This is a genomic window from uncultured Microbulbifer sp., from assembly GCF_947489355.1.
Taxonomy (GTDB): Bacteria; Pseudomonadota; Gammaproteobacteria; order Pseudomonadales; family Cellvibrionaceae; genus Microbulbifer.
This window is the reverse complement of the sequence record NZ_CANLDD010000001.1, coordinates 286,777-312,049: the sequence shown is the minus strand read 5'-3', so window position 1 is coordinate 312,049 and position 25,273 is coordinate 286,777. Positions and strand designations below refer to the sequence as shown.

Sequence of the window (25,273 nt, the reverse complement as noted above, 5' to 3'; positions counted from 1 at the left end):
CACTTTATTACGCACTTCGGGGTAAAGATTACTCATTCTGTGCAAACTCGGGTAGATCAAATCCAATCCGTTTCCCCTTGGGTAGCCACTCGTTGAGTTGCAAGAAAACATGCTGCATGGGTAGTACCTCGTTTTCATAATAAACGCGAGTGATTTTTTCTATATCACCAAAGCCGCCGGTATTCTCTGGCATGACTCCCGCCAGCGCTGGCTGTATCCGCCACATACTGAGGATGTCATTACGGCTTAGATTTTTGACGCGCTCGAATTCATCTTTAGTGGCAATATCTCCTACCGGGATAATCTGAACACTTTTCTCTTTCCCATTAGGGATATTCAGGTACATAGAGCGAAAATTTCCCACACCCTTACTGTTCTGGATTTGTTCTTTGATGATATCTTCATCTTCATCAGACAGATTGGAATCAGCTGTGTAGAAGATGTAACCCATGTGCGCACCGTTGTTGTAATACTTGCGTCGGAATAGAGTGCTGTCCTCATTCAGTAGTACAGACTGGACCCCGCCCAGATATTGTGGCCTGCCGTATATCTGTTGGGTGGGATCGTATTCCTTCAGCTGAATCACTTCGCCGGGTTCAAATACAATTGGATCGGCGCCATTGGGCTGTAGCATACAAAAGCGGTCTGCTGCCTTCATTCTGCGCATGTTGAGCCCTGGCAAGTGAGCCAGACGCAAGGTCTGGCCAAGCCGGTTGTATATCCTTTTAAAGTAGCAGTGCCCAAAGAGGGAGTGATCAAATCCGGCATTAGCCAGGCATTCAGGGCGCAAGGTTTTGCTAGGGGTAAACCACTTGCGCAATAAGTTGCGTTTAAAATAGGGGATGGTGCCGTGGTGGGCATTGGCTCCAAGCAAGTTAGCCAAGCCGCTCTGGCTGACTGGTGGCACATAGTAATCACCGCTAGGCTGCAAGAAGGTGCCGAGATAATCCCCCCACTTACCATCCAGGACCGGCTCGGGATCACCGAAGCTGAATAGAGTAGGACTGCCGGCTGTTTCTTGGGCTTGGCTCTTAGCGTTCGTCGCTGATGGCTTTTTATTGGTTGCAGTCAATTTCTTCTTTTTACGTGCCATGGATTTCTCTCGTTAGCGGGCAATTGCCATAGACGATTTGCGCCGGTTACGGTTTAGGGGTTCGTTGCTGAGGCTGTGCATAATGGCCCAAGCCACATCCGCGTGGCCGGTGGCGCTGGTACGGTTGGCAGCGTAGGTGATCTGGTCTTTGCCGGTGGTGGTCTGGTGGACCTGTAGAAACGCCTGGGCGATGTCGGTATGTTCGGCATCCCACTCGATACGGTGGCTCTCCATCACATCCTGGGCTTTCAGCACCAGGTTGGTTTTGCTTTCCAGTCCGTAGTGGATGGGCGTGGCGCGACGGTAGAATGCTTTCACCATCTCAAATACGCCATGGCCGGGACCGGTACAGTCGATACCGATAAACTGCACATTATATTTTTCCGTGAGTTCGCGGATACGGTTGGCCTGCCACTGCCAGGCGCGGTTGCGCATAACGATTTTCTCCAGCACTCGGAATTTGTCCCCCTCTTTAAGCGGTGGCGCCAGCACGACCACAGCGGCACCGTCGCCACTGCGTGAAGGATCGTAGCCAATCCAAACCGGGTGATTGCCGTAGGGCCGTTTCTGCTTGGCCTTGAAGTCCACCCAGAGCACATCGGTATCCACGGCAGCGGCCAGCAGGTCTTCCAGCTTAAAGACAGACAGCCCCGCCTCCATAAAGGCGCACTTAAATAGATTATTGAACTCTGCCTCGCTGTATTCATCGCGCAGCTCTTCAATATCGAATAAATCACAGCCCTGTTCTGCGGCATCCTCCACCGTAACGATATTGCGCCAGATTTTGTCTTTCCCTAATAGTCCGTGCTTGAGTGCATCGCGACTGAGATCAAATTTAACTTTGGCTTTACGTCGCTCGTTGTGACGCTCGCCGCTCCACATGGGGTAGGCGCCATGGCTTTTGACTGAGGGGGTAGAGAAGTAGGTTTTACGCCATTTCTTCTGTGAAGCCATGGCACTGGCTACTTTATTCAGGTTCTCAAAATCGGGAATCCAAAACACTTCATCGATATAAAGGTGGCCGTGGTAGCTTTGCGCAGTGCGGCTATTGGTGGAAACAAAGCGCAGCTCGGCACCGTTGGAGAAGTTGAAAAATTCGGCGCCTTTTAATTCGATATCAAAGTAGTCGCGGGCAAACTTGATAATGTACGCCTTAAAGACTTCTGCCTGGCTGCGACTGGCGGACAGGAATATCTGATTATCCCCGCTAATAATCGCATCCTCGAAGGCTTCCCAGGCAAAGTAATAGGTTGCGCCTATCTGGCGGGATTTGAGGATAAAGCGGGTGCGCTGATCCTTGTTGTCGTGCCAGCGGTGCTGATACTCATAGAACAGTTCTTTGCGGATCGTCTCCAGCTGTTCTGCGGTGATCTCGCTAATATCGTTTTTAGGCTTTTTCTTTTTGCCTTGTCCCCTTCCACCTCCGCGTTCGCCCCGCGAGGTCGCCGCCTTTTCTTTGGCGGTGCGGGCTTTCTTCAAGTCGATTCCGGCGAGTTTATCCAGCAGATTGCTAAGGCGGTCAACCTCCGTAAAATCCTCATTGGTCTTATTGGGCTTTTCCACTAACACGATGAGGCGGCGGGCGGTGGCCTGCTCCACAGTTTCGTGTTTCAGCATCTCTTCCCAGTGGCCTTTCTCCGCCCACTGATAAACCACCCGCACATTATTTAGGCTTAACTGTTCGGCTATCTCTCGCGCAGACAGTCTGCGCAGCCACATCAGCTTTGCAGCGGTTTTAATTTCTTCAGGGTAAGTAGTCATTTTAATCTACTTCAGAGTAGGTGGGAATGCGCCGTAGTGTACAGCAGTTGGTGTCGGGATTAACGAGGGTAAATTCCTGTAAATTCCTATTTTGTCAAAAAAGGAATTTACAGGAATTTTGGTCGTTGTTCCGGGTGAGGTTTACTCGTATTCTGCGGGCTGTTCCCAAGGGGGATAAAAACTGTCAACAAAACGAACGGCGGAAATCATGCCCAGAAAGCTCTCTACCGAATTTGTCAAAGTGGCCACCAGCGGCCCCACTATTGATGGTCGCACAATTGGGCCGGAAGAAATTGAGCAAATGGCCGAGAGTTACAACCCGGAAGAGTATACAGCCAATATTTGGTATGAACATATCCGCTATTTTGGCAATTTCGGCAAAGTACTGAAATTAAAAGCGGAGAAGGACAGCAAGGGGCGCATGTGTTTATTTGCTCGCCTGGCGCCTACGGACGAGCTGATGTATCTGAATAATCGAGGCCAAAAACTTTTTACCAGTATTGAAATTCGACCAAATTTTGCAGACAGCGGCAAAGCGTATCTTTCTGGCCTGGCTGTAACCGATAGCCCCTCCAGTCTGGGAACCTCAGAATTGCAGTTTAGCCGGGTTCAAAATCCCGAGAACTATTTCACCTCCCCGATGGAAATTTCTCCATTGGAAATGGAAGACAGTGAAGGTCTTTTGGGCCGCTTATTGAAAAGCTTTGGCCGAGACTCACAAACCACCACACATGAAACAAAAGAGCCGGGTAGCGATGCTATGGACGACAAACAGTTTAATCAGCTGATAGGCGCGATTGAATCGCAAAATGAAAAAATTGAAGCGCTGGGAAGTAAATTTTCTACACAGTCTGAGATTGAAACAGAGGAAGAACCTGAAGGTTCTGAAGCTCCGCAGTCTGTTTCTATTGAAGATTTTAATGAGCTTAAGTCAAGTTTCGATGATTTAAAGCAGAAATTTAGCGATGCCCTGAACACAGAAAAGTCGGGCACCAAGGTTCCCGAAGGTAGTGGCAGCACCGAGGAAGAGGTTATCTAAACCAAGCGCTTGTAGCGCTAGTAACCCTAAACAGAATCCAACTTTTTCAGAGCTAATTATGCGTAACGATACCCGACTTAAATTTTCCGCCATGGTTACGGCTATGGCGACTACTTATGCTGTGACTTCCGTAGAAAAATCTTTTTCCGCAACCCCCTCGGTAGAACAGAAGCTGATGGATAAGGTTGTCGAGTCCTCTGCTTTTTTACAGCGCATCAATGTGGTCGGCGTTGATGAGATTAAAGGGCAAAAAATCCTGGGCTCTGTCGCTGGCATGGTGGGTAAGCGCACGAACACCACTAATAACGACCGCCAGACGGTGGACCCGCTCGGCCTCGATCCATTCGACTATGAGTGTGTCAAAACTGAGTATGACGTTCATATTCTTTACCAGACGCTCGATGCTTGGGCGAAATTCAAAGATTTTAATGATCGTTTTTTAAAGTATGTACGCGTAGCCATTGCTCACGCGCGTATCAAGCACGGTTTTTACGGCACCCAGGCAGCCGCAGTGACTGATTCCAGCAACAACCCCAACGGGGAAGACGTCAATGTGGGTTGGTTTCAGCATCTGCGTGATTACAACAGTAGTGCCCAGATGCTGACGGAAGGTGGAACCGCCGGGAAAATTCGCCTGGGCAATGGTGGTGACTACGCTAACCTGGATGCCATGGTCCACGACGTTTTGCAGCTGGTTGCCGATCCTTTCCGCGATGGTGATGACCTGGTGGCACTGATTGGCCGTGACCTGTTAGCGCAGGATAAATCACAACTTTATACCGCGCAGGGACAAAAGCCCACGGAGAAAGAGCGTATTGAGAATAGCGCGGTTATCCGTACCTATGGCGGTTTGCCAGCCCACTCAGTGCCTTTCTTTCCTTCGCGGGGGCTGATGATTACCAGCTGGGACAACCTCAGCCTGTATTACCAAAATGGTGCCGTGCGTCAGAAGATTGAAGACAACAGCAAGCGCGACCGCGTGGAACACTACAACACCATGAATGAAGCCTATGTAGTGGAAACCCTGGATAAGGCTGCCGGGGTTGAATTTAAGAATGTGGAATTGCCTAACGGCGAGGGTGGTTGGGCCTAGTAACTCACTGACAGGTGTAGCGGGCTTCCCCCGGCCACCATGTATTAACGGCTGGTCGAGGGTTTTTTAAACGCCTGAATTTAAAGAAATCTAAAAAGGGAATCACCATGAGTCTCGCCCTGCGTCATAAGAAGAAGTGTTTGTCCGCTGTTGCCGAGCAACAAAACAGAGCATCAAAGGAGGCCAACCTTCCAGCCACGCTAAGCCAGAAAGCCAAAGACAGCCACGACCGGGTGGTGACAGATCTGGAGCTGGAACACGACCTTGAATTACTTTCCGAGCGTGACAACGTAGTGGAAAAAATCGCGCTCAAACGTGAGCTGCTACCAAAGTATCTACCGCGTGTACGCGCCTATATCGAAAGTGGCGCGCACTATCCGAACCTGCTGCTGGTGTGGTGTGTGATTTGGCTGCTGGATGTCGAGGACATTGAGCAGGCACTGGAGCTGGCCAATTTTGCGATTAAGCAGCAGCAGCAAAACCCCGCACGGTTTAAACGGGATTTTCCCACCTATGTGGCTGAAACCCTACACGACTGGGCAGAGCGCGAATATAAAGCCCAACGTAGCCCGCATCCCTATTACAGCGAAGTACTGGAGGCGGTTGACTCGCAACGCTGGCCAGTCAGCAACATCATTGTGTTAGGCAAACTGTACAAGTTGGCTGGGATTATCTGTGATCAGCAGGAAGACCTTGCCAAAGCGGTGCATTGGTATGAAAAGGCCATGGAAGTCAACGATAAAGCAGGCGTAAAAACTCGCTTGGAAATCGCCAGGAAGAAACTGTAACGGTCCCCCCACCCGCGCGGGCCAGTGGGGCGCCTGTCGCCCGGTGCGATTAGGCAAACCACTCGGCGCCGCGTTTTTAACAGCGATTAGTAGTAGAGGTCAGTAGCCCAATGGGAATAAAGCGTTTTTCGGTAGGGAATGTTGTCCTTTATCACGGCGACTCCCTTGAAGTGCTGGAGAAGTTAAAAAGCAACAGCATTGGGGCAGTGATTACAGACCCGCCTTATGCGAGTTCTGGGGCTTCCTCTTTAACCAAAGCGCAGGCACCCAGCCAAAAATATCAAGGTAGTGAGGTAAAAAATAAACACCCGGAATTTATGGGGGAGAACCGGGATCAACGCAGCTTTGCTTTCTGGGCATCCCTATGGGTTAGCCAATGTTATCGAGTGGTAAAAATTGGGGCGCCCATTTGTATTTTTAGTGACTGGCGACAATTGCCGGTAACTACCGACTACTTACAGGCAGGCGGATTCGCTTACAACGGAATTATTCCCTGGGATAAAACCGAGTCCACACGCCCGGCAAGGGGAAAGTTTCGTTGTCAGGCCGAGTACATTGCCTGGGGTTTTAAAGTTAAGTGTATTGGGGATAACCACCCGGTTTATTTAAAGGGCGCAATTCGCGAGCGAGTGAACCCAAAGGAAAAGCTGCACATGACCGGCAAGCCGGTCGCGGTAATGGATCACCTGGTTCAAGTCGTCCCCGCTGGTGAAACGGTGATAGACCCGTTTATGGGTAGCGGCTCTACCGGTGTTGCCGCCATTAATGCCGGGCTTCCGTTTATTGGTATTGAAGCCAGCACGGAATATTTCGAGGTTGCCAAGAAGCGCCTGCGGGCGGCCTACAGGGATTCAATCAGAAAGGGCTAGATTTATGAGCTTTACCGGAAGACCGACAACCTACCTGGAAACCGTTATAGAAAATAACGGCTTTTTCCCTGACCTGTCGTTGGGGGATTTTCAAAAAATGTACGGTATTCCGGCGGAAGTGATACAGGAAAAGGCAGAGCACCTTTTGCGGGTGTCAATCATCGATGTGAATGACAGCCTGCTTGATCAGCAAAACGCTTGGCAAGCCGCAGGCCACGTAACCCTGGAGGCTGTACCCGCGCAACAGATTGGTGGGAAGAGTCGGTTGCTTATTCAGTATCAGCGCGCAGCCTTTGCGCTAGCCACGGCGATGGCTTTTAGGCAGTACGCCACCGTTACACGGCGGGAAATTGGCGAACACAAAGTGGCGGAGAGCCTGGATACAGAGCAAATGTATCGTGCGGAATCAAACAGAGCGCTTCGTAATTTACGCGGTATTGATACCAATATTACAGCGGAGTTGATTTAAGGATGGCCGGCAAAAAACTACAAGCCATTACCGCGCATTTAATCGGCGCGAATTTGGTAGCTAAACCCAAGCTTGACTCCTGGATGGAAAATGTACGTTTGGCACCAGCAAGTAAGAGTCTTGGCAATGGTATTCGCGTAAGCCGTGCGGAATATGACGCGGTCATTCTATTGGAGGAATACAAAGGGGATTCCGATTTGGTATTCGCCCTGGTGACTACCTGGCTAATGGAACACGACAGCGACCGGTATCACTACAAGCTTGCCGAACCGGAAATAGATGTTACCCCCATTGATAAAGATACCGTCGATGTGGAAATCACCATTCGATTTTTGGAGAACGTCGATTTAGTGCGGGATGATAATGGGCCGATCACCTATCGCGGGCAGCGTTACACGGTAGCTGTGGTGCCGATCGATGAGCCCAGCCAAGTCGCGGTGGGGGATAACAAGGCCCTACCCACAGATGCGCCCTACCGTCGTGAAAATTGATCTTACCGGGCACTTGAAGCTGCGGCAGCAATTACAACTGCTGAAGCTACCACCCGCTAAGCAGCGGCGCATTGGTGGTCTTCTTGCCCGCAAGGTGCGCACCTATAGCCGCAAGCGGTTGCGGGAGGAGAAAGGACTGGACGGTAAAGCCTGGAAGGAACGCAAGCATGGCCACAAAGGAGGCCGCAAGAAAATGTTACGCGGCCTGAGTAAACGGACGCGAGCGAAAAGCACAGGGCTTGGCGGTTTGGTTTTCTTTGCCAATAGCAAAACCGCACAGATTGCCTATCAGCACCAGCACGGTGAGCCGGAAGAGTGGACCGGTCAGAAAGCGGAAAAGGTTTACGGCCAACCGGATTACGAAGCACCAGCGACACGATACCAGGCGCGCGCGCTGAAGAAGGAAGGCTACAAGGTGCGGTTGCCCGGTGGGCGTAAAAAGAAGCCCACGCTGCGCTGGATTACGGAAAACCTCACCCTGGGCCAGGCCGGACTGATATTACGAAAGATGCGCGATGACCCCGGCAAAAGTCGCTGGGTGATCGAGTTACCACAGCGCAGCTTTTTAGGGGTGACAGCGTGGGAAGTTTCCGAGCTGGCCAGCAAAATATTTGATGAAACAAGTGGACGCATTCACAGCGCATAGGGGGCCAAATGGCACTGGGTAAAGTCACCGTTAATAACCTGAATTTAGCTCAGGGCAGTTTTGATGAAATCGAACGCAAGGCGCTGTTTTTGGGTGTGGGCGATACCAGCAAAGGGACCGTGGTTGCGCTCAATGCACAGAGCGACCTGGATGAACTGCTGGGCGTGAATGACTCACAGCTAAAAACCCAAGTGACTGCCGCACAGGCCAACGGCGGCGAAAACTGGCAAGCCTGGTCGGTGCCGATGGAAGACTCTGGCGATTGGCATGTGGCCCTGGATATTGCCATGCAGAGCGCTTCCCCGGAGCTTGTGGCGGTCTGCACACCGGCCCTGGTGGCTAATGATCTGGATACGGCCTATGCCAAGGCGGAGAGCATTAGAACTGGCCTGGGGCGCCGTATGGCGATACTGATTGCCACCCCCGGCATCGATGCCGCCGAGCAGACCTGGGGCGATTACTTAGCCGCACAGGCCGCCATAGTGGAACCGGTAAACGCCTACCGGGTATCACCGGTTCCGCTGTTACATGGAAATAACCTGGGCGTATTGGTGGGGCGCTTGTGTAACCGCGCGGTAAGTATCGCAGATACGCCCATGCGGGTTGCTACCGGGCCTGTGCTGTCGCTGGGCTCTGTGCCCAACGATAAGGGGGGTATCCCCTTGAATCATGCCATGCTGTCCAGCCTGGACGCGCTGAGGCTGTCAGTACCGCAAACCTATCCAGATTATCCGGGAACCTTCTGGGGCGACTGCAACCTGTTAGACGCTGAGGGCGGCGACTACCGGGTAATAGAAAACCTGCGTGTCGTGGATAAGGCCGCGCGGGCTATCCGGGTGCTGGCGATCAGCCGCATTGGTAATCGCCATTTGAACAGCACTCCGATTTCGGTGGCCTCGAATAAAACCTACTTCTCCCGCCCCCTGCGGGAGATGGCGCGCAGTGTGCGTATCGGTGCCACGGAGTTCCCCGGTGAAATCAAGGCACCGAAGGATGGCGATATAGAAATCGTTTGGCCAACACGGGATAAGGTCGAGGTATACCTACGGGTTACGCCTTACAACTCCCCGAAAGAAATTGAAGCAAATATTGCGCTGGACCTGACAAACGCCAGGTGATTTAGATTCGTCCGAGGAAGATAAAGATGGCTGGGAGGGTTTTTAATCATGCTGGGACCAGTACAGAAAATGACAGCGTGGTGACCTACTGCTACTGCGGCGAATTCATATTTTATAGCTGAAGAGAGGGCTTTCTAATGAAAACCACACCGTTATTCCTGCTATTCCTGCTATTCCTGGGGTTAAAGCTATGTGGGGTCATCACTTGGTCATGGTGGTGGGTGACTGCACCGTTGTGGGGCGTATTCTTTCTGGCCTTTGTTTTTCTGGTGTGTTGGCTCATCTACAAGATGATAAAAGTCGCTCTCTAATAAGCGTGAAAAACGAGCGGGCTACGCTCAAGTAAAAAAAATTGGGGTATTACCTATGTCCAAATTATCCGGGATCGACGTCGATGTCATGATCGGAAGTTACCGCGTCAATTTCGATGAGGCCAGCCTTTCTATTGAGGACGCCACCAGCGCAACCAAAAGCCGTGGTGTGCCAGATGGATTTATTGAGGGCGATGTCGCCGCCAGTGGAGAGATCAAATTAAATACCGGGCAATTTGATGTGATTGTACAAGCCGCGAAAGAAGCCGGTAGCTTCCGTGGATTGCCCACCTTTGATTTGGTTTACAACGCGGAATCAACCGACGAAACACTCAATATTGAGGCGTTCGAGTGCAAGTTGAGCCTGACCGATGTACTCAGTGCCAATCAAAACAATGAACGTCTGATGCACACGATTAGCTTCGAGGTAACAGGCCGCGAGTTTGTAAAAATCAACGGTGTGCCGTATCTGCGCCCCGAGGAAATCGAACGGTTGAACTAGGGGCTGAAAATGCCAGATCAATTGGACCGGGCTTCGCAGCTTGAAGAAGAAGATCGTGAGCGCTCCCTGAATACCCAGCGCAATCGTTCCGACTTCGACAAGTTGAGCCTGAAAAACTGTGAGGATTGCGACTGGCCCATACCACAAGCGCGGCAGGCTTTCGGGGGCGTAACCCGGTGTGTTGAGTGTCAGGCATTCTTTGAAGAAACAGGGGGGTGAAGGTGATGCGGGTACGATATGGAAACTTGCAAACGGCGATGATTCGCAAAGGGTATCAGTTTTTTGATGACGGCGATTACAACTTGAACTTGATTGGTATTCGCACTGCTGACAATCAATCCAATTTTTTTAACGATCACTTTGCCGTTGCCTGGCGTTTTGATGGCGTACCCCATTGCCTGGTGTTTCCGGCCACCACTGACCCCGGCATCTTTTGGCGGCAGAACCCGATGCACATCAGGGGCACTGCCATTTTGGTGCCTGGACAGTATCAAAGGCTATGGCAGCTGGGAATGCACCGGGGCCAGTATCACGCTCTGGTACAGCTGAGGCCTGCGCGAGTGTACCGGGACAATAACCGGGATTCGATTATCGATATTGATGCGCCTATTGATGATGGCCTGTTCGGTATCAACTGCCATAGAGCCAGCGGAACCCATGGAAGCCAGCGTGTTGATAAATGGAGCGCTGGTTGCCAAGTGTTGGCCAACCCTTTCGATTTTGCCTTATTAATTGCCTTGTGTGACCGGGCGGCAAGAGCATGGGGAACCACGTTCACTTACACGCTATTAGAGGAGGCGGACCTATGAGTTTATCAGCGGGTGCCCTGGCGGCTGCGGGCAAGTTTATTTTTGGGGGTCTGATGGACCACTTCAAGCACAAGCGGGAAGTCAAGTCTGAAGAACGGCGTGGGGAATTACAAATTAAACGTGCGCGCACCGATGCCCAAATAAAACGGGCGCACTCAGGGGATGAACACGCGGCAGCAATGGATCTGGAGAGCGCGGGGCAGCGGGGCTGGAAGGATGATTATCTTTTGCTTCTGACCACGCTTCCGATGGTGCTGTTATTTGTTGCACCACTATTTGAATTGGCTATTGCGGAGTCTTATCAAATTGGTGATTTGCAAGCTGCGGTGAATGCTGGCTTTCACGCTCTGAAATCAACCCCTGAATTTTATTGGTGGGGCCTGGCCGCCGTGTATATCGATACTTTCGGATTCCGCCGGATGTTGCGCCAAGTTGTAGAGGGGTGGGCAAGGAAGCGTATTGCCATCAGTGGAGGCAGATAGTGACAAATCTCTCTGAGCAGGAAGCGGAAGCCATAGCAAAGCGAGCAGCCAGGGAAACAGGGGAAGAGATACTGCAAAAGCTGGGCATGGATACGGAAAACGTGCGCGAGATGCAAAAGGACTTTGCCCACCTGCGCCAGCAGCGCTTGGCGTCAGATCAGGTGGGAGCCTGGACTAGGCGCATATTGCTGGGAATCTTTATTTCCAGTCTGGTTGGAACTCTAGTGGCCGGTATAAAAGCGGGCCTGAATTTCAAAGGGTAATTATTTAGAAGTCCATCATTAAGGAAAACGACAATGACAGAAGCTGCGAACGTAAACACTCAGGACTTTGAAGTCACCGTGGGTGAGGTTGAGCTTGAATTCAAAGTAACCCGCGCTGATTACAACAAGCTGGTGAATCAGCTTGGGCCGGGCAACAAAATAAACGCCTTCCACAACTTCTTGGCATCCACTGTGACCGACGGAGGCAAGCCAACATTGCTGAAGGTTCTGGCGGAAAATCCGGGCAGTGAAATTGCTATCGGTTCTGATATTTATGAAGCCTACACACCGGATCTACAGGTAACGGTAAAAAAGCGTTAGCCCTGGCCGATAGGATGGCGGAAAACGGGTACAGCCAGTTGTGCGCTTATGCACGCAAGTGGCTTCCTGGTGAACCATTCACCGAGGACACCCTGGCAACTGCGTCTCTGTTAGAGCGGGAATACTGGAAGAACCTTGAAACCGCTGTAACCAACGGAATCGGCAAAGCCTGGAAGAAATAGCGCAATGACCCCCAAACTTGAAAAGCTGATGTTTCGTATCGGGTTAATCGACAAGGCCAGTGGCCCACTTGGTAAACTGGATGCGCAAATGCAAAAGCTTTCCAGCCGTGCCACAAAAGGTGGTGCCATGCTCGGTGCTGCGGCTGCTGGGGGCTGGGCTTTACAGCGCTCTCTTTCCGGGCTCCTTGGCCCAGCTATTGAACTTGATCGCGCGATGGGCGAGGTACGTAGCCTGGATGTACACCGGGACGCCCTGGATAAACTACAGCGCACCGCTATCGCATCCTCCATTAAATACGGCACGGGGGCCGCTGACTTTGTTCGGGCTTCTTACGATATTCAGAGCGCAATTGCAGGTTTAGAAGGCGGTGAGCTGGCCAAGTTTACCGAGGCCAGCGCAGTGCTTGCGCAGGGCACCAAGGCAGACGTGGGCACCATCACCGATTATATGGGCACCATGTATGGCATTTTTCAGAATGATGCTAAACGGCTTGGCAATGCTAAATGGGTTGAGATAGTCGCAGGACAGACAGCCACGGCTGTGCAGATGTTTAAAACCAACGGTGCTGAAATGGCCGCTGCCTTTTCCACTTTGGGGGCGTCGGGCCAATCACACGGAATTCAAATGGCCGAACAGATGGCCATTCTCGGACAGTTACAATCCACGATGAGCGGTAGTGAGTCTGGCACTAAATACAAAGCATTTTTACAGGGAGTAGGCAAAGCACAAGGCCAGCTGGGGCTACAGTTTACCGATAGCCAAGGGCGCATGCTGCCCATGCTGGATATTCTCGGCAAACTGCAAGGCCGGTTGGCCGGCTTGGGATCGGTTGAGCAGGGCAACTTGCTAATGAAGGCGTTTGGGAGCAAGGAGGCCGTGTCCCTGATTCAACAGCTGATGCTGGATACAAAAGGACTGGCGAATAATATACCGGCCCTGGGCAATGTAAAGGGCATGGAAAAGGCCAGGCGTATGGCCGCCGAGATTGCCGACCCGTTCAATCGTTGGCGCGAGAGCAGCAAGGCGGTGCGCATGGTAATCGGAAATGCACTATTGCCGGTGATTACCCCGTTGATTGAAAAGTTTACCCAGGCGAACGCCACCCTGATTGATTGGTCCAATAAGTTTCCGCACCTGACCAAATTTATAGGTATTACCACGCTCGTCATTGTCGGGCTAATCGGCACCGTGTTGTTATTCGCCGCCGTGGGTGGCGTGGTGCAACTGACCATAGCCGGCCTGATAGGGCTGCAAACCGCCTGGACTGGGGTAACGGCGCTAAGCTCTGGAGCAATGGCTCTGCTAACCAAAGGGCTCAAGGCTGCACGGATCGCCACTTTATTATTTAGCTTGTCACTATATGCAAATCCCATGGTATGGATTGCCGCGGCGGTTATCGGTTTGATTGCAGGGCTGGCTATGCTGGTTATTCATTGGGATACGGTCAAGGCCGCAACTCTTGGATTTATTCATGGCTTTGTGGAGCGCTGGGGCGCTATCCGTAAAGTGATTGAAGGTAATCCAATCTTAAAGATACTGGCCGCGCCATTCCTATTTGCGATTGATACCGTTGGCTTCTTATTCAAGCAGATCAAAAAAATTCCTGCGTTATTTGCCAGCCTGAAAAACTGGTTTAGTGACTTTAATCTTTTTGACGCACTGGGCAGTGCGGCGGATTGGGTGATAGAAAAATTAAACTTGATACCGGGCATTAATATTGAAGCCCGTGTGGAGAATGAGCGCTCCAGTATTCCCAAGGTTTCGACACCGCAATCTCAGCCCAGCGCGGTCCCTGCTGGGGGAATCTCGCAACATATCCAAAACAACCAACGCGGCGGTATGCACATTGAAAAAGTGGAAGTCAATAACCCGGCGAGTGGTTATGGCGTTGTGGATGAAATGGAAATGGCGGCGGGCTGATGGCGGAACCTAAATACCAAGACCTGTTAATTATTAACAACGATATTGCCCTCGATGGTATCGGTGTGCCCATGGGCATCAGTGACCGGCCCTCGATTGCACAGGATATAAAGCATATGATCCGCGAAAGCGGTTTATTGGTGGAGCTGGTTGGAGAGCGGCAGAACGATCAATGGGCCTTGAACCTCTCCCGTCTGGAGAAGCTGGTGGAGAGTGATACACGAATTCAACCTGGTACGGCAAAGCTAACCCGGCTAGAAGAAGAAACCGTTTTAGTGAGTGCAAAAACTGTCGAGTATCAAGATATAGAGTTCATCCTATGAGCGAACAACAACTGTTTACCGATCTTTTAAAAGAGGGCGGCATTCCTACCACGGAAGAGGCCGTGCGTAAGGAATTTGAAAAAGAGGTGGAAGCAGAAAATGTGGCCTTTACCAACAAGAGGGATATATCGCCCTGGTGGCGGATGGTCACTGAATTGATAACTACTCCGATAATGTGGTTGATTCGAGCATTGGTTAACTCAGTCATGCCTCAAATGTATGTGAAGACTGCAAGTGGGGAATTTCTCGCATTACATGCCGATGGGGTAAACCTTGAACCCAAGAAAAAAAGCAAGACACAAGGATTTGTACAGTTTAAACGGGCGGATAGTTCCGGTTCCCTGGAGGTTGCCCAGAATACGGCGATACAGAGCCCGGTGATTAATGGGCGAGTGTATACCCTGCGTACCACGGCGAAAGTTACCTTTAGCGATGGGCTGGATACCGTGCTGGCTCCGGTAGAGGCCGAGGAAACCGGCAGCGCCTATAACCTGGCAGCGGGTTACTACTCGGTGTTGCCAGTGCTACTGCCGGGTATTACTGCGGTGACCAATTTGTCTGACTGGCTAACCCATCCCGGCACCGATGACGAAGACCCGGAGGAATTGCGCAAGCGGATTCGCACTCAGTTTATGGCGGTGAACCAATGGCACACAGACGCGGTTTACCGATCATTGATTGCAGGCTTTGACGGCGTGAACGATGACAACGTGTTTTTTGATAGCAATGCACCGCGCGGTCCTGGAACCGCTGACGCCTATGTCATGTTTGAGATTGGCAACCCGGATGCCACTTTTATTCAAAGCATCCAGCGAAAAATTACTGATGAGGGCAACCATGGCCACGGCGACGATTTAAAGGTGTTTGCGATGCCCGAAACACAACATGACATTACCGTCACGGTTCACACCATTGACGGTTTAAGCATGGATACCAAGGACCATATAAAAGCAGACGTTGAGCACTATGTTCGGGCCGCTTTTCGTGAAAATCAGGACTATCAGCCCACGCTGGTTAAACCCTGGAATCGCTTTTCTTTTTCACTGCTGGGGGGAGAGTTACACAAGCAGCTTGATTTGATTCGTGGGGTGGATTTTAACTTGGCCTATATCGTTAGTCAGATGGACTTGCCGCGCATCAATAGCCTATCGGTGACCGTCGTATGATGGATTTGAAATTACCTTTTTGGCTGTCCGGTCCCCAACTCTCCAAGCTGCGCAAGGCCGCGCAACGCTTCTGGGAACGTGTAGAGCAGTGGCTGTATTGGCCGGTGCGCCAGCTGGACCCGGAAACCTGTATACCGGGCGCCTTGCACCTGCTGGCCTGGCAAAGGGGTGTTGAGCGATTTGATGGCGAATCCATGCGGCTGTATCGCCTGCGGGTGAAATATGCGTTTGTGAATGCCCAGGACGCCGGCAGCATCGCCGGGCTTAAGCGCATCTTTGAACGCCTGCTGATTGGTTATGTAGAGATTGAAGAGCGGCTGCCTGACCGGGACTGGGATATCATCAAGTTGCATCTATCTGACCGGCAAATGGCAGACAACCCGGAACTGTTACAGATTATTTTGCGCAAGTATGGCCGCTTGTGTCGCCGTTACGAATTTGCAGTGTTAACCCCATTGCGAGTGCAATTGCGCATCGTGGATTGTGGGCATGACAACAGTTTTTTACAGGCTTCATTGTAGGAAAAGAATATGCCAGCCATTATCAACACAGGCGCGTCCTATATTGCCGCCAAGACTGCCGCAAGCCTGCCGGTGGAAATCACCCGGTTTGTTTTGGCGGATATTAACAACCTGGATCATACCCAGCCGGTCAATCTGGCGGAGGCTATGCCCGCAGTCAATGACATTGTGTATCAGGCGACAGTTTCTCAGAAAGGCTATTTAACACCGGATAAAGTCGTGTATTCACTGGCGATGGATACCGGCGTAGGGAATTTCCAGTTTAACTGGCTGGGGCTGGTGGCCAGTGATGGCACCCTGATGGCGGTAGCCTATGTGCCGCGAACCCCTAAAGTAAAAACGGCCAACGGCGTACAAGGCAACAATATTACCCGCAATTTTCTTTTGCAGTTTGCCGACGCTCAACAGGCCACGGGAATCAATGTTCCTGCCGAAACTTGGCAAATCGACTTGAGTGCTTGGTTAAATGCTATAGATGAACGAGAAAGGCTGAGCAATCGGGATATTTACGGGCGCGCAACTTTCTTTCAAGATGGTTGGAAGTTGCTAAAGAGGGGCGGGGAGTATTTTTTACAGCCAGGTATTGGCTATGTCGAAGGTATCAGAATTGTAAATCCTCAAGAGATTGCCGTTTCAATACCGTTTGTTCCTGCAGAAATCTGTTTGGATGTTTCTTTTCAAAAAGAGGTAGACCGGGTTACTGCTGTAGTGACGGTGCATCAGGGGGTCCCTGTAGACTATGTTGATAGTGCAGGTGTTCAACATTTTGTGGAGAAAATATCTTATGCATCCGCCACTGGTGAAGCCAATGAGCGGCGTAATTTGCACAACATCAATGATATGGGTTTGGTGCATTACTTACTGACTCGCACCAATCTTTACGTCTCCCAACAACAATACGCCTCATATACTGAGTACGGTATTGTTAAGCGCGCGACTCCATCGCAGGTATTAGCGCGTGCAGAAGATGCAGCCTATGTTTCCCCCAAACAATTGTGGGCGGCTTTGGATCATTTGATCCCAAAAAATGTTGGGGTTTTCTGGCATGGTACTATTGATGATATTCCCGAAGGTTGGGCGTTGTGTGACGGTCAGAACGGGCGACCAGATGCAATAAACCGCGTTATCGTGTGCGCGGGTGGTGAGTATCAGCCAGGTGGTCAAGGCGGTTCAGATACCGGTACTACCTCCAGCAATGGTGGCCATAGTCACTCTGCTTCAACGGGCAGTGCTGGCAGTCATGCACACTCCGGCCAAACACAGGATGCCGGCAGCCACTCGCACAGTGCTTCAACCGCTAATGCCGGCAGTCACTCGCACAGTGCTTCCACGGGCGGTGCCGGCAATCACTCGCATTCAATTTCGGTAGGAAATCACACCCTAGCGACTTCTCGGATATCCGCCCACGGCCACGGTATTAATAGCGTGAGGCTGCTTAAATTTCCGGGCAATGAGTATTCTTCCTTCGGCCCGGATTATGATCCCAGTGACCGGGACGGTGCGACAGTAACGGGCGCGAATAATGGTGGCAGCGGTGCGCATAATCACTCCGCCAACAGTAATTCCACAGGATCACATACCCATACCGTCAGTGTGAATAGTAACGGCACACACAAACATACTGTGACAGTAAATGGTGCGGGAACACACAAGCATGGTTTCACGACAGGAAGTGCCGGGGGGCATTCGCACAGTGTAACGGTGGAAGGGGTTGATGATCATTCACATTCCATCGATGTACGCCAACGCTATTATGTGGCGGCGCATATTATCCGAGTAGCCTAGGGGGGGTTATGAAACTGAGCATTATTAACGGGGATGCCGGAGACGATACCGTAGTGATCGACGGGATAGCCTGCCACTTTGATTTGGCCGGCCTGATTGATGACACAATTTGGGCGGTACAGTGGAGTGATGAAGGTGATAAACCGGAAGGTGAAGTTGAGCTTCGCGATGGCACACACAAGAAAATTAAATCTATAAAGCCGTTTCGAAGGATTATTAATCGCTGGCAAGAAGAGAAAGCCAAGACCGATCAACAGGAAGAGAAGGATCAGGCATTTTTAAAAAGCCGTCAATTTGCACTCGACCTGATTGATAACACGGCCGGGAAAGTGCGGTTGCGATTTGTGCCTATCGGCTATGGCATGACCGATGAATATGCGCGGGTAAAGTCCGAGGCGCAGCGGTTTATAGAGGCAGGTTTTGCTGGTGATGTGCCGGCGGTTGTGCAAACCCATGCAGAAGTTAAAGGCGTGGCGCCGCGAGAGGCCGCTGAAACAATTCTACAGGCGGCGATTAAGTGGAACAATGCCCTGGATAAGATTCGCGATATTCGTATTAAAGCCAAAGCGCAAGTAGAGAAAGCCGAAGAGGGGGCGGATTACATCGCTATTGCCCGCCCATTTTTAGACACCTTGAAGACACTGGAGAGTTAGACCATGGGCAGAAAAGTGAAAGATTTTGTGCGCTGGCACTTTGAGCCGCGCCACCTGACAACGCCACTGGCGACCACCAATAGTCTGGCCACTATTGAATTCCTGGAAGGCGGTCGAGGTGCAATCGTGCGTGGTCAAACCCATATTTATATTTTTGGTGTGCGTATTGCCAGTATTCAGCGCACCAAGCCCTGGGAGGGCTGATTGCCGATGACCTGGCAGCCTGCGCAAGTACAGTTTCCCCCCACGGCTAAGGGCCTCAGCGATGCGATGGATACTGCCCTGGCGCAGGGCAAGGGGGAAATTACCACGGCAGTATCACGACTGGGGGCGCTGTCCCCCAGTTTTGTAACTAATCCAACGGCGAGTACAGCCACCGGCAGCGACGCCGCACAGAATGCCCTGGTGCATCTGTTCGGCGCGGAGTTGCGCGCGTTAGTGGTTCACCCCTATCAAGAGGGCGTAGGCCAGGGGGAGAGCTACAGCCGGCACCTCTCCGCTCCCAATGCCCAGCAGGCGTTGGCAGGCAAGCTGGGGGATGCCTGGGACAGCTACAAGCCAGCGGGCAACCTGGAGGCCGTGTGTGTGCTTTTTGCAGAGCAAACGCTGACCGCTTTCGCTGCCAGGTTAAAGGCGGTGTGCCAATTGTTCCCGCTGTCTGAGCTGTGCGAGGCGGAACATAGAGCAGAGCAGCTGTTGCGGCTGGAGTCCGAAAAATCGGTACTCCCTGGAGCGCCTCTGGGCGGCCACTGGAGGCCGCGCAAGCTGACCCAGTTACAGACAGCCCGCAGGGCTGCGCAAGCCATTGGAGCGGAGATTGCCAGCGCCTACGGCTATGAGGTGGAGAGCACCAACCCCCTAGAGGAGCTGGAAGCCCTGGCCACTAAAAAACAGCAATACCTGGATACAGCCAGGGCAACAACTGAAACTTTGGCTGCACAGTTTACCGGAACCGGCAATACCTATTGCCTGTTTGCCACGGGCACCGCCCGACAGACTGCAAGCCAGATTACCGCCACGCACCCTTTTGACCATGATCATGGCTTTAGCGCGGCCATGCTCTTTACCGCAGCCCCTGGAGAACTCATCGTCCTGCGGGAGTTATTCGGCTTATGAGATTAAATGACTTTATCTTGCGCGGTTCTGAATTAGCCGTAAACAGTGTGTTGCGGATTGAAACAGAATCACTGGGGGGCAATACCAGCAGCAGCGACCGCGCAAAGAATGGAATTAAGCCAAAGACGTTGACGGTTTCCCTGGTGATCACCTTTAAGAATGCAGAACATTTATCAGCGCTGGTACAGCAAGTGGAGTCCGTGGATACAAACGGAAAGCTGAGGGTATTCGATATTGTGGACGAAACCGCGCGGGCAATGAATATCCGCCAAGTGCAATTTAATGAAGCACTCAATGTTCGCCAGATTCCAGAAAAGAAAGCCTGGCGTGTGAATTTCACCTTATCGGAATATTTATCAATCCCAGAAAAGGTAGAGCAGCGACAGAAAACCCAGGCCGCCCAGCAGCAGAGTGCCAACGGCGAACCGGTGGCCACAGCGAGCGTAGAGGATCAGGAAGGCGGAGAGAGCCTTACCGGCTTTGAAAAGGTGCTGAAGTTCGCTGACGATGCGCTGGCGCCGGATGAAGAGGAGAGCGCCGGTGCAGTTACATAAGCGGCTGACGGTCAATGGTGAACCAGTGCCCCTCATCGATGACGATGTGCGGCTTGATCTTTCTTCCCCTGGGCGCGCGGCTTTTACCGTGCGCAGCAGCTCCCCATTAAAAGGACTGGTGCAACTGGATCTAGGCTACTACCCCAATCAGCTCCAGCGCTTTTTTATCGGCTATGTGGTGAACTGTACAGCCGTTGATAATGATCAGAAAAAACTCATGTGCCGGGAACTGACCGCGGCACTTGCGCAAGTGGTCCCGCTGGCGGAGCGCTATGTCACCCTGGCAGGCGTGTTGGGGGTTGTGTCTGCAATTACCGGTTTACAGTTTGTCACCGGCACAGGTAGCTATACCGACCATAAAGCCCCGGCTTTTTACAGCGCTGGCACAGGCTACTGGATAATGGACCACCTGGCGCAAGCCTTTGGCATACCGCAATACACCTGGCAGCAGCAAGGCGACGGCAAAGTATTTGTAGGAAGCTGGCCTGATAGTTACTGGGCGGGCCGCTCCCTGGAGCTGCCAACAGGGTTTGCCACAAACTTCGGAATTTCCAACCGGGCCAAGGTGGCCTGTATTCCAAGTCTCCGCCCCGGTGTTTTTTTGAATGGCAACTATGTAACGAAGGTAGAGCTTGCCGGCAACTTTATGAATCTTACCTGGAGCGCGGACCTGTGGAACAACAAATAAAGCGCATGATTGCCCGGCTCTACCCGGAAATAAAAAGTGGATTACATTTGCCGATATTGGCTAAGGTGGTAGCGATCAGTGACCCGATGCAGAAGCCGGAGCTCGCGGAAGAATTCCGCCCGCGTTATGGGGTTGATGTGCGGGTATTGACGCCCGAAGGCAAAGCGGATGATCAGTTGCCGATTTTTCGTAGTGTACCCCTTCCCTTGCAATTCGCCGGCAATGAACGCGGGGCCTTTGGTTTTCCGCAACCGGGCACGGTGGTTGAGCTAGCCATTTGCCTATGGCCAGCCGGACCAGCCGTTTATACGCACCGTGTTATCGCGCGGAGTGGGTGTACCTGCACTCGACCGGGAAGATTTAATCTGGCAGCAAAGCGACACGGTACGGCAAAAAGTCGATGCCGGTGCCCAGTGGAGCCGGGAAACCCACGGGGATATTCGTGAAAGCGCCCTGCGCCATATTACCGAAGCCGCCGAAGTACAGACTAGCTGCGATAGTGAATACCGAAATGTACAGACACATTCCGTGGAAGAGGTGGCGGGAGTAAAAATCATTGAAGCCCTCGGGGCTTTAAAACTACTGTCTGCTGGCGGCTTCAATCTTTCAGCGCTGGATAACTTAAATCTCACCACCGCCAGCGATATGAACAGCTCAATAGGCCGGGATCTGAAAGAGCAGATAGGGAATATTCGGGAATCCGTGGCCAAGGTACGTCAAACCATCAAGGTAAAAAATGGCGGCAAGGTTTGGTTGGGTAGTGAATCCTTGAACGTACTGAAAGTGCTGGAGGATTTAATCGGGGTAGTATCAGCCCTGACCGCTACCCTCGCGACACACTCCCACCCCGGCAACGGAAGTAAGCCAACGCAAGAGGCGGCAATTAACGGACACAAGGGCAGTGCGGACAATCTAAAATCACAGCTTGCGGCTATCAGGGCCTAAGCGGGCTATACATTTATCAGGAGAGAGAGTATGGGAAAAAATAGCAATAGGTTTGCAATTTTTGCGGAAGGTATTCATTTATTGAATGGCGGTGCCAAAAGCTTCAGGGGTTCCGCTCCCACTGAAGAGACGGCAATGGAGCTGGCAATCGAGATTGCAAAATCCCAAAAAGCGCGGTTTTATTCCTGGCTGCAAATTCTTGATATTGTGACCGGGGCTTATACCGAGTATTCAATAAAGAGAGGTGGGGTATTGGAAGAAAGGGTATGCCCAGTTGGGTAGGTGTGTTATCAGTACTGGATGACACACTTGTGTCTAATTTTTGCCTTTGTCCTGAAGATGGGAGGGAGGCTTCAAAGAAAAGGCTATTAATGAACACAAGAGTGGTGGGGTAGGTTGACGTATAACCGTTTTAATCCGGTGGCAGATGTAACACCACAAAAATGTGGTGCTTTAATGTCTTTACAATAGAGTTTCTAGCATAGCTAAAATTTCTATTTTCTTTTAGGAGTTCTTTTCACTCTTTTAACTTTTTGAGGGTCTACAATAGGAGCATCAGAGTCTTTTTTGGCTCTTTCTTCAGCCTCTTTGTCGCTCATGGCGCGTACTTTGCTCACATTAAATTCAGGGGTTACTGTAACCCCTTTGATATGTTTTTTTGAAATTATTTTACTCACTGTCTTTATGCCTTCTTTTGATTTTAATTTTTTTTAATTCCTCTTCGGTGAAAGGTAACGAATCAGGATCACGTTTTGCCCTTTCTTCTATTTCTTTATCTGTCAGCGCATCAGCTTTAGTAAAATCTATATCACTGTTATCGATAGGGTTATCTTTCGAGTGCTCTTTGCGAATAATTTTACTCATAATTAGTATCCTGCTGATTCATAAAGGTTTCTTTCGCTTTTAGTTGCTTTGCGAACTGAAATGAGGCGTGTTACACTTTTATCTCGCATTGTATATACAACATATAGCAACTTGGTTCTGCTGTCCAAACCAATAAGAATGTATCTTTCTTCGCCATAATCTACTCTATTATCTTCAAATTCGATTGCATTCAAATCATCAAAAACTGGAATTCCTGCCCTCAAAGGCATTTCATGTTTTTGCTGATTTAGCCTGTCCTTTTCTTCGTCCCATTCAAATAGCATAATAGTCTCAGTATTTCTGGAGGTTTATACTTTTTTAGTCATGGCATAAATTCTAATTCTGCATCAATCTCTATTGTAAGCTGAAAAAATCACGAATTACCTTTTGCGCTGCATTCACTTTTCCTGGAATTCGAGTTGAAATTCTTTAATACTTTTCAGATTTTCTAACTTACGATTAATACTTTCCGTTTCTGGAAATTGGAGTTCTCGAAAAAAATTTAAGGATTTTTTGAACATCTTCTCGGCGAGCTCAAAATCGCCTCGGCACTGATACAGATTGCCGAGTTTTTCATAGTTGAATGCCATACCGTCCTTGCAGCCAAGCGCCTTATAGATGGTGATTGCTTTCTGGTACATCTCTTCGACTTGCTCAAGGTCGCCTTGGCTCCAATACAGGGTGCCGAGGTTGCCATAGTTATGCGCGATACCTTGCTTGTGGTTAAGCATCTTATAGATGGTGATTGCTTTCTGGTACACCTCTTCGGCTTGTTCAAAGTCCCGTTGACTTGTATACAGGTTGCCGAGGCTGGCATAGCTGTTCGCAATATATTCCTTATCTTCTAGTTTTTCAGCAATGGATAAAGACTTTAGATACATCACTTCGGCCTGCTCAAGGTTGCCTCGGATATAATACAGGTTACCTAGGTTGCCATTGTTGGCTGCCAAACCTTTCTTCCGGTCTAGAGTTTTATCAATGTCTAAGGACTTCAGATACATTTCTTCGGCATGCTTAATATCTCCTCGGGTAGAATACAGGTTGCCTAGGTTGCCATAGCTTCGCGCCATACCTTCCTTGTCGTCTAGTACCTTACAGATATCCAATGAATCTCTGTGCATCTCTTTGGCTTGCTCAAATTCGCCTCGGATCAGATATAGTTTGCCGAGGTCGTTGTATACTTCAGCTCTAGTAGCTGATTTTTCTTCTGGGCTAATTATGTTCAGACATTTGTTTAAAACTAAGAAAGCTGAATCTATATCACCTGTCCGAGTGTAGAACTCGTTAGCGAGAGATAATATTTTTAGATCGAGAGTTTCCGTTACCAGGGCTGCAAATTTCTGACGAGCAAATTCAATATTTCCTTCTTTAGACAAGTTTGCAGCATCTATTGCTATCTGCAATTGCAAGGCGCTTACCTGTATTTGGGATTTCTTTTCTGCGTCACGTGCTACATTAGCTTCCTGTATTTTTTGCTCTGTCAGTTTTTTTGCAGCTTGTATTTTTTTCAGGGCATCTAGTGGAAGTAATACAGCTTTTGAACCTTGTTCACCTTGAGGTAATTGCCCTTTGGCAAAAGCCTTAATATGATCTCTAATCTCATTGGAAAAAGTGTGATCATTATCAAAGTAGTGATAAAGCACGCATTTTTCATCTTCCAATTGTCTTCTGAAAGCCATCACTTTCTTAAGCTCAGGGCCGGGATCAGCTTCGGAAGCAGGGTCTACTCGCTTGAAGAGTACAACTACTTCAGGCTTACCGCTCTTTTTCCAGCGCTCAAACGCACGATGAAATTCTTCTTCCGTATAGGAGTTATAGGGTTTTGCATCAGGTGCATCTTGTCCCCAGCGCCTGTGCATTACCAAGAAAAACACATCACACCGATCTATATTTTCATTAATCACGGATTGGGCACGTGGTCTTACTAAGGCGAGGGTACTCTCCCAGCCCAACGCTTCAAACTCCACGTTGGCACCATCCCCAAAACCAGTGTTTAACTCTTCGATGGTTTTTCTAAACAGATTGCGCTCGTGTGCAAGATCACCTGGAGATGCGATAAATAAGGTTATTTTTCTTTTCATAACTCCTCCCTGATTGAATCCCTTTACATACCCTAAAGGACGAAAAGTCAATTGTTTGGTCAAATCCTATCACCCTAAGTAGCTACGCCCAAACTCGCAGCAGGCAGTGATTACGCTCCGAAAGAATTTCAAAATTTTTCAAAGTCTTCTGAAGCAGACCAGATTATTAACTTTCTGTCAAAGCCCAGTAATACTAAGACTTCCCAGCCTCCTCGATCAAAAATCATACAGCCAAAAGGGCTGCCGGTCACTCCTCCCCACGCCTGCCGACTTTTGGCGTCCTTTGGGTTGATGAAATAGAGAATTGATCCGGGCCGTGAGGTGGTGCGGGCTAGAGGGCAGGTGTGGATTTCACAGAATGAAGGGTTTTGAAGCGCTGTGAAGAGATTTTTCACAAGCCAAACTAGCCGAAAGCTAGT

The 25,273-nt window shown here is 50.5% G+C and carries 33 protein-coding genes; 27 read left to right on the top strand and 6 right to left on the bottom strand.

The annotated features are described in order from the left end of the window. Nucleotides 1-28: 28 nt before the first annotated feature. Both Q1A48_RS01390 and Q1A48_RS01385 read right to left on the bottom strand, forming a co-directional pair. Nucleotides 29-1,093, bottom strand: a complete 1,065-nt coding sequence (locus Q1A48_RS01390; protein WP_299940149.1) for a phage portal protein — start codon at nt 1,091-1,093, stop codon at nt 29-31. Nucleotides 1,094-1,105: 12 nt separating this feature from the next. Continuing rightward, on the bottom strand, nt 1,106-2,854 hold the full coding sequence (locus tag Q1A48_RS01385) for a terminase family protein (protein ID WP_299940146.1): 1,749 nt from the start codon (nt 2,852-2,854) through the stop codon (nt 1,106-1,108). A 208-nt stretch (nt 2,855-3,062) separates the two neighbouring features. On the opposite strand from Q1A48_RS01385, the gene Q1A48_RS01380 reads away from it, so the two are divergent. From Q1A48_RS01380 to Q1A48_RS01250, 27 genes are all read left to right on the top strand, one after another. Then, a complete protein-coding gene (locus Q1A48_RS01380) occupies nt 3,063-3,893 on the top strand; it encodes a GPO family capsid scaffolding protein (protein WP_299940143.1) in 831 nt (276 codons plus the stop codon). A 58-nt stretch (nt 3,894-3,951) separates the two neighbouring features. Continuing rightward, the gene (locus Q1A48_RS01375) at nt 3,952-4,986 is read left to right on the top strand and encodes a phage major capsid protein, P2 family (protein WP_299940141.1); all 1,035 of its coding nucleotides are present in this window, start codon (nt 3,952-3,954) and stop codon (nt 4,984-4,986) included. Between the two features lie 107 nt (nt 4,987-5,093). Beyond that, entirely contained in the window at nt 5,094-5,774 is a 681-nt protein-coding gene (gene gpM, locus Q1A48_RS01370) for a phage terminase small subunit (protein ID WP_299940139.1), read from the top strand. 110 nt (nt 5,775-5,884) lie between these two features. Next, a complete protein-coding gene (locus Q1A48_RS01365) occupies nt 5,885-6,643 on the top strand; it encodes a site-specific DNA-methyltransferase (protein WP_299940135.1) in 759 nt (252 codons plus the stop codon). Nucleotides 6,644-6,647: 4 nt separating this feature from the next. Continuing rightward, a complete protein-coding gene (locus tag Q1A48_RS01360) occupies nt 6,648-7,112 on the top strand; it encodes a head completion/stabilization protein (RefSeq protein ID WP_299940132.1) in 465 nt (154 codons plus the stop codon). Nucleotides 7,113-7,114: 2 nt separating this feature from the next. Then, nucleotides 7,115-7,603: a phage tail protein gene (locus tag Q1A48_RS01355; RefSeq protein WP_299940130.1), complete on the top strand. Its 489-nt coding sequence runs from the start codon at nt 7,115-7,117 to the stop codon at nt 7,601-7,603. Then, the gene (locus Q1A48_RS01350; protein ID WP_299940128.1) at nt 7,593-8,249 is read left to right on the top strand and encodes a hypothetical protein; all 657 of its coding nucleotides are present in this window, start codon (nt 7,593-7,595) and stop codon (nt 8,247-8,249) included. The genes Q1A48_RS01355 and Q1A48_RS01350 overlap by 11 nt, the downstream gene beginning before the upstream one ends. An 8-nt stretch (nt 8,250-8,257) precedes the next feature. After that, the gene (locus tag Q1A48_RS01345; protein WP_299940127.1) at nt 8,258-9,367 is read left to right on the top strand and encodes a DUF2586 domain-containing protein; all 1,110 of its coding nucleotides are present in this window, start codon (nt 8,258-8,260) and stop codon (nt 9,365-9,367) included. A 366-nt stretch (nt 9,368-9,733) separates the two neighbouring features. Next, the gene (locus Q1A48_RS01340) at nt 9,734-10,180 is read left to right on the top strand and encodes a phage protein (protein WP_299940125.1); all 447 of its coding nucleotides are present in this window, start codon (nt 9,734-9,736) and stop codon (nt 10,178-10,180) included. A gap of 9 nt (nt 10,181-10,189) precedes the next feature. Further along, complete coding sequence (locus Q1A48_RS01335) at nt 10,190-10,399, top strand: TraR/DksA C4-type zinc finger protein (protein WP_299940124.1); 210 nt, start codon at nt 10,190-10,192, stop codon at nt 10,397-10,399. Nucleotides 10,400-10,404: 5 nt separating this feature from the next. Next, entirely contained in the window at nt 10,405-10,989 is a 585-nt protein-coding gene (locus Q1A48_RS01330) for a hypothetical protein (protein WP_299940399.1), read from the top strand. Beyond that, the gene (locus tag Q1A48_RS01325) at nt 10,986-11,471 is read left to right on the top strand and encodes a hypothetical protein (RefSeq protein WP_299940123.1); all 486 of its coding nucleotides are present in this window, start codon (nt 10,986-10,988) and stop codon (nt 11,469-11,471) included. The genes Q1A48_RS01330 and Q1A48_RS01325 overlap by 4 nt, the downstream gene beginning before the upstream one ends. Then, the gene (locus Q1A48_RS01320; RefSeq protein ID WP_299940120.1) at nt 11,471-11,734 is read left to right on the top strand and encodes a hypothetical protein; all 264 of its coding nucleotides are present in this window, start codon (nt 11,471-11,473) and stop codon (nt 11,732-11,734) included. The genes Q1A48_RS01325 and Q1A48_RS01320 overlap by 1 nt, the downstream gene beginning before the upstream one ends. A 33-nt stretch (nt 11,735-11,767) precedes the next feature. Next, on the top strand, nt 11,768-12,055 hold the full coding sequence (locus Q1A48_RS01315) for a putative phage tail assembly chaperone (RefSeq protein WP_299940118.1): 288 nt from the start codon (nt 11,768-11,770) through the stop codon (nt 12,053-12,055). Between the two features lie 14 nt (nt 12,056-12,069). Next, the gene (locus Q1A48_RS01310; RefSeq protein WP_299940115.1) at nt 12,070-12,237 is read left to right on the top strand and encodes a hypothetical protein; all 168 of its coding nucleotides are present in this window, start codon (nt 12,070-12,072) and stop codon (nt 12,235-12,237) included. A 4-nt stretch (nt 12,238-12,241) separates the two neighbouring features. Next, nucleotides 12,242-14,158 (top strand): phage tail tape measure protein, encoded by a 1,917-nt coding sequence (locus tag Q1A48_RS01305; protein ID WP_299940113.1) that lies wholly within the window; start codon nt 12,242-12,244, stop codon nt 14,156-14,158. Further along, nucleotides 14,158-14,481 (top strand): DUF2590 family protein, encoded by a 324-nt coding sequence (locus Q1A48_RS01300; RefSeq protein ID WP_299940111.1) that lies wholly within the window; start codon nt 14,158-14,160, stop codon nt 14,479-14,481. The genes Q1A48_RS01305 and Q1A48_RS01300 overlap by 1 nt, the downstream gene beginning before the upstream one ends. Beyond that, on the top strand, nt 14,478-15,647 hold the full coding sequence (locus Q1A48_RS01295) for a baseplate J/gp47 family protein (RefSeq protein ID WP_299940108.1): 1,170 nt from the start codon (nt 14,478-14,480) through the stop codon (nt 15,645-15,647). Before Q1A48_RS01300 ends, Q1A48_RS01295 begins: the two co-directional genes overlap by 4 nt. Further along, a complete protein-coding gene (locus tag Q1A48_RS01290; RefSeq protein WP_299940106.1) occupies nt 15,644-16,168 on the top strand; it encodes a phage tail protein in 525 nt (174 codons plus the stop codon). The genes Q1A48_RS01295 and Q1A48_RS01290 overlap by 4 nt, the downstream gene beginning before the upstream one ends. A 9-nt stretch (nt 16,169-16,177) precedes the next feature. Beyond that, on the top strand, nt 16,178-17,953 hold the full coding sequence (locus tag Q1A48_RS01285; protein ID WP_299940104.1) for a phage tail protein: 1,776 nt from the start codon (nt 16,178-16,180) through the stop codon (nt 17,951-17,953). An 8-nt stretch (nt 17,954-17,961) separates the two neighbouring features. Continuing rightward, nucleotides 17,962-18,606: a hypothetical protein gene (locus tag Q1A48_RS01280; protein WP_299940102.1), complete on the top strand. Its 645-nt coding sequence runs from the start codon at nt 17,962-17,964 to the stop codon at nt 18,604-18,606. Between the two features lie 3 nt (nt 18,607-18,609). Next, a complete protein-coding gene (locus tag Q1A48_RS01275) occupies nt 18,610-18,810 on the top strand; it encodes a hypothetical protein (RefSeq protein ID WP_299940100.1) in 201 nt (66 codons plus the stop codon). A 6-nt stretch (nt 18,811-18,816) separates the two neighbouring features. Next, nucleotides 18,817-19,722, top strand: coding sequence for a hypothetical protein (locus Q1A48_RS01270; RefSeq protein ID WP_299940098.1), 906 nt, complete (start codon nt 18,817-18,819; stop codon nt 19,720-19,722). Next, the gene (locus Q1A48_RS01265; protein ID WP_299940096.1) at nt 19,719-20,276 is read left to right on the top strand and encodes a hypothetical protein; all 558 of its coding nucleotides are present in this window, start codon (nt 19,719-19,721) and stop codon (nt 20,274-20,276) included. Before Q1A48_RS01270 ends, Q1A48_RS01265 begins: the two co-directional genes overlap by 4 nt. Beyond that, nucleotides 20,263-20,964 (top strand): hypothetical protein, encoded by a 702-nt coding sequence (locus tag Q1A48_RS01260; protein ID WP_299940094.1) that lies wholly within the window; start codon nt 20,263-20,265, stop codon nt 20,962-20,964. Before Q1A48_RS01265 ends, Q1A48_RS01260 begins: the two co-directional genes overlap by 14 nt. A 330-nt stretch (nt 20,965-21,294) precedes the next feature. Further along, the gene (locus tag Q1A48_RS01255; protein ID WP_299940092.1) at nt 21,295-21,909 is read left to right on the top strand and encodes a hypothetical protein; all 615 of its coding nucleotides are present in this window, start codon (nt 21,295-21,297) and stop codon (nt 21,907-21,909) included. 30 nt (nt 21,910-21,939) lie between these two features. Then, nucleotides 21,940-22,191, top strand: coding sequence for a hypothetical protein (locus Q1A48_RS01250; RefSeq protein ID WP_299940090.1), 252 nt, complete (start codon nt 21,940-21,942; stop codon nt 22,189-22,191). A gap of 212 nt (nt 22,192-22,403) precedes the next feature. Here the strand turns inward: Q1A48_RS01250 and Q1A48_RS01245 are convergent, their stop codons facing one another. From Q1A48_RS01245 to Q1A48_RS01230, 4 genes are all read right to left on the bottom strand, one after another. Further along, the gene (locus tag Q1A48_RS01245; protein ID WP_299940088.1) at nt 22,404-22,586 is read right to left on the bottom strand and encodes a hypothetical protein; all 183 of its coding nucleotides are present in this window, start codon (nt 22,584-22,586) and stop codon (nt 22,404-22,406) included. Beyond that, the gene (locus Q1A48_RS01240) at nt 22,579-22,773 is read right to left on the bottom strand and encodes a hypothetical protein (protein ID WP_299940085.1); all 195 of its coding nucleotides are present in this window, start codon (nt 22,771-22,773) and stop codon (nt 22,579-22,581) included. Before Q1A48_RS01240 ends, Q1A48_RS01245 begins: the two co-directional genes overlap by 8 nt. Nucleotides 22,774-22,775: 2 nt before the next feature. Further along, nucleotides 22,776-23,057 carry a BrnT family toxin gene (locus Q1A48_RS01235; RefSeq protein WP_299940083.1) on the bottom strand — a complete coding sequence of 94 codons (282 nt, stop codon included), beginning with the start codon at nt 23,055-23,057 and terminating at the stop codon, nt 22,776-22,778. A 114-nt stretch (nt 23,058-23,171) separates the two neighbouring features. Continuing rightward, complete coding sequence (locus Q1A48_RS01230) at nt 23,172-24,854, bottom strand: tetratricopeptide repeat protein (protein ID WP_299940080.1); 1,683 nt, start codon at nt 24,852-24,854, stop codon at nt 23,172-23,174. Nucleotides 24,855-25,273 lie beyond the last annotated feature (419 nt).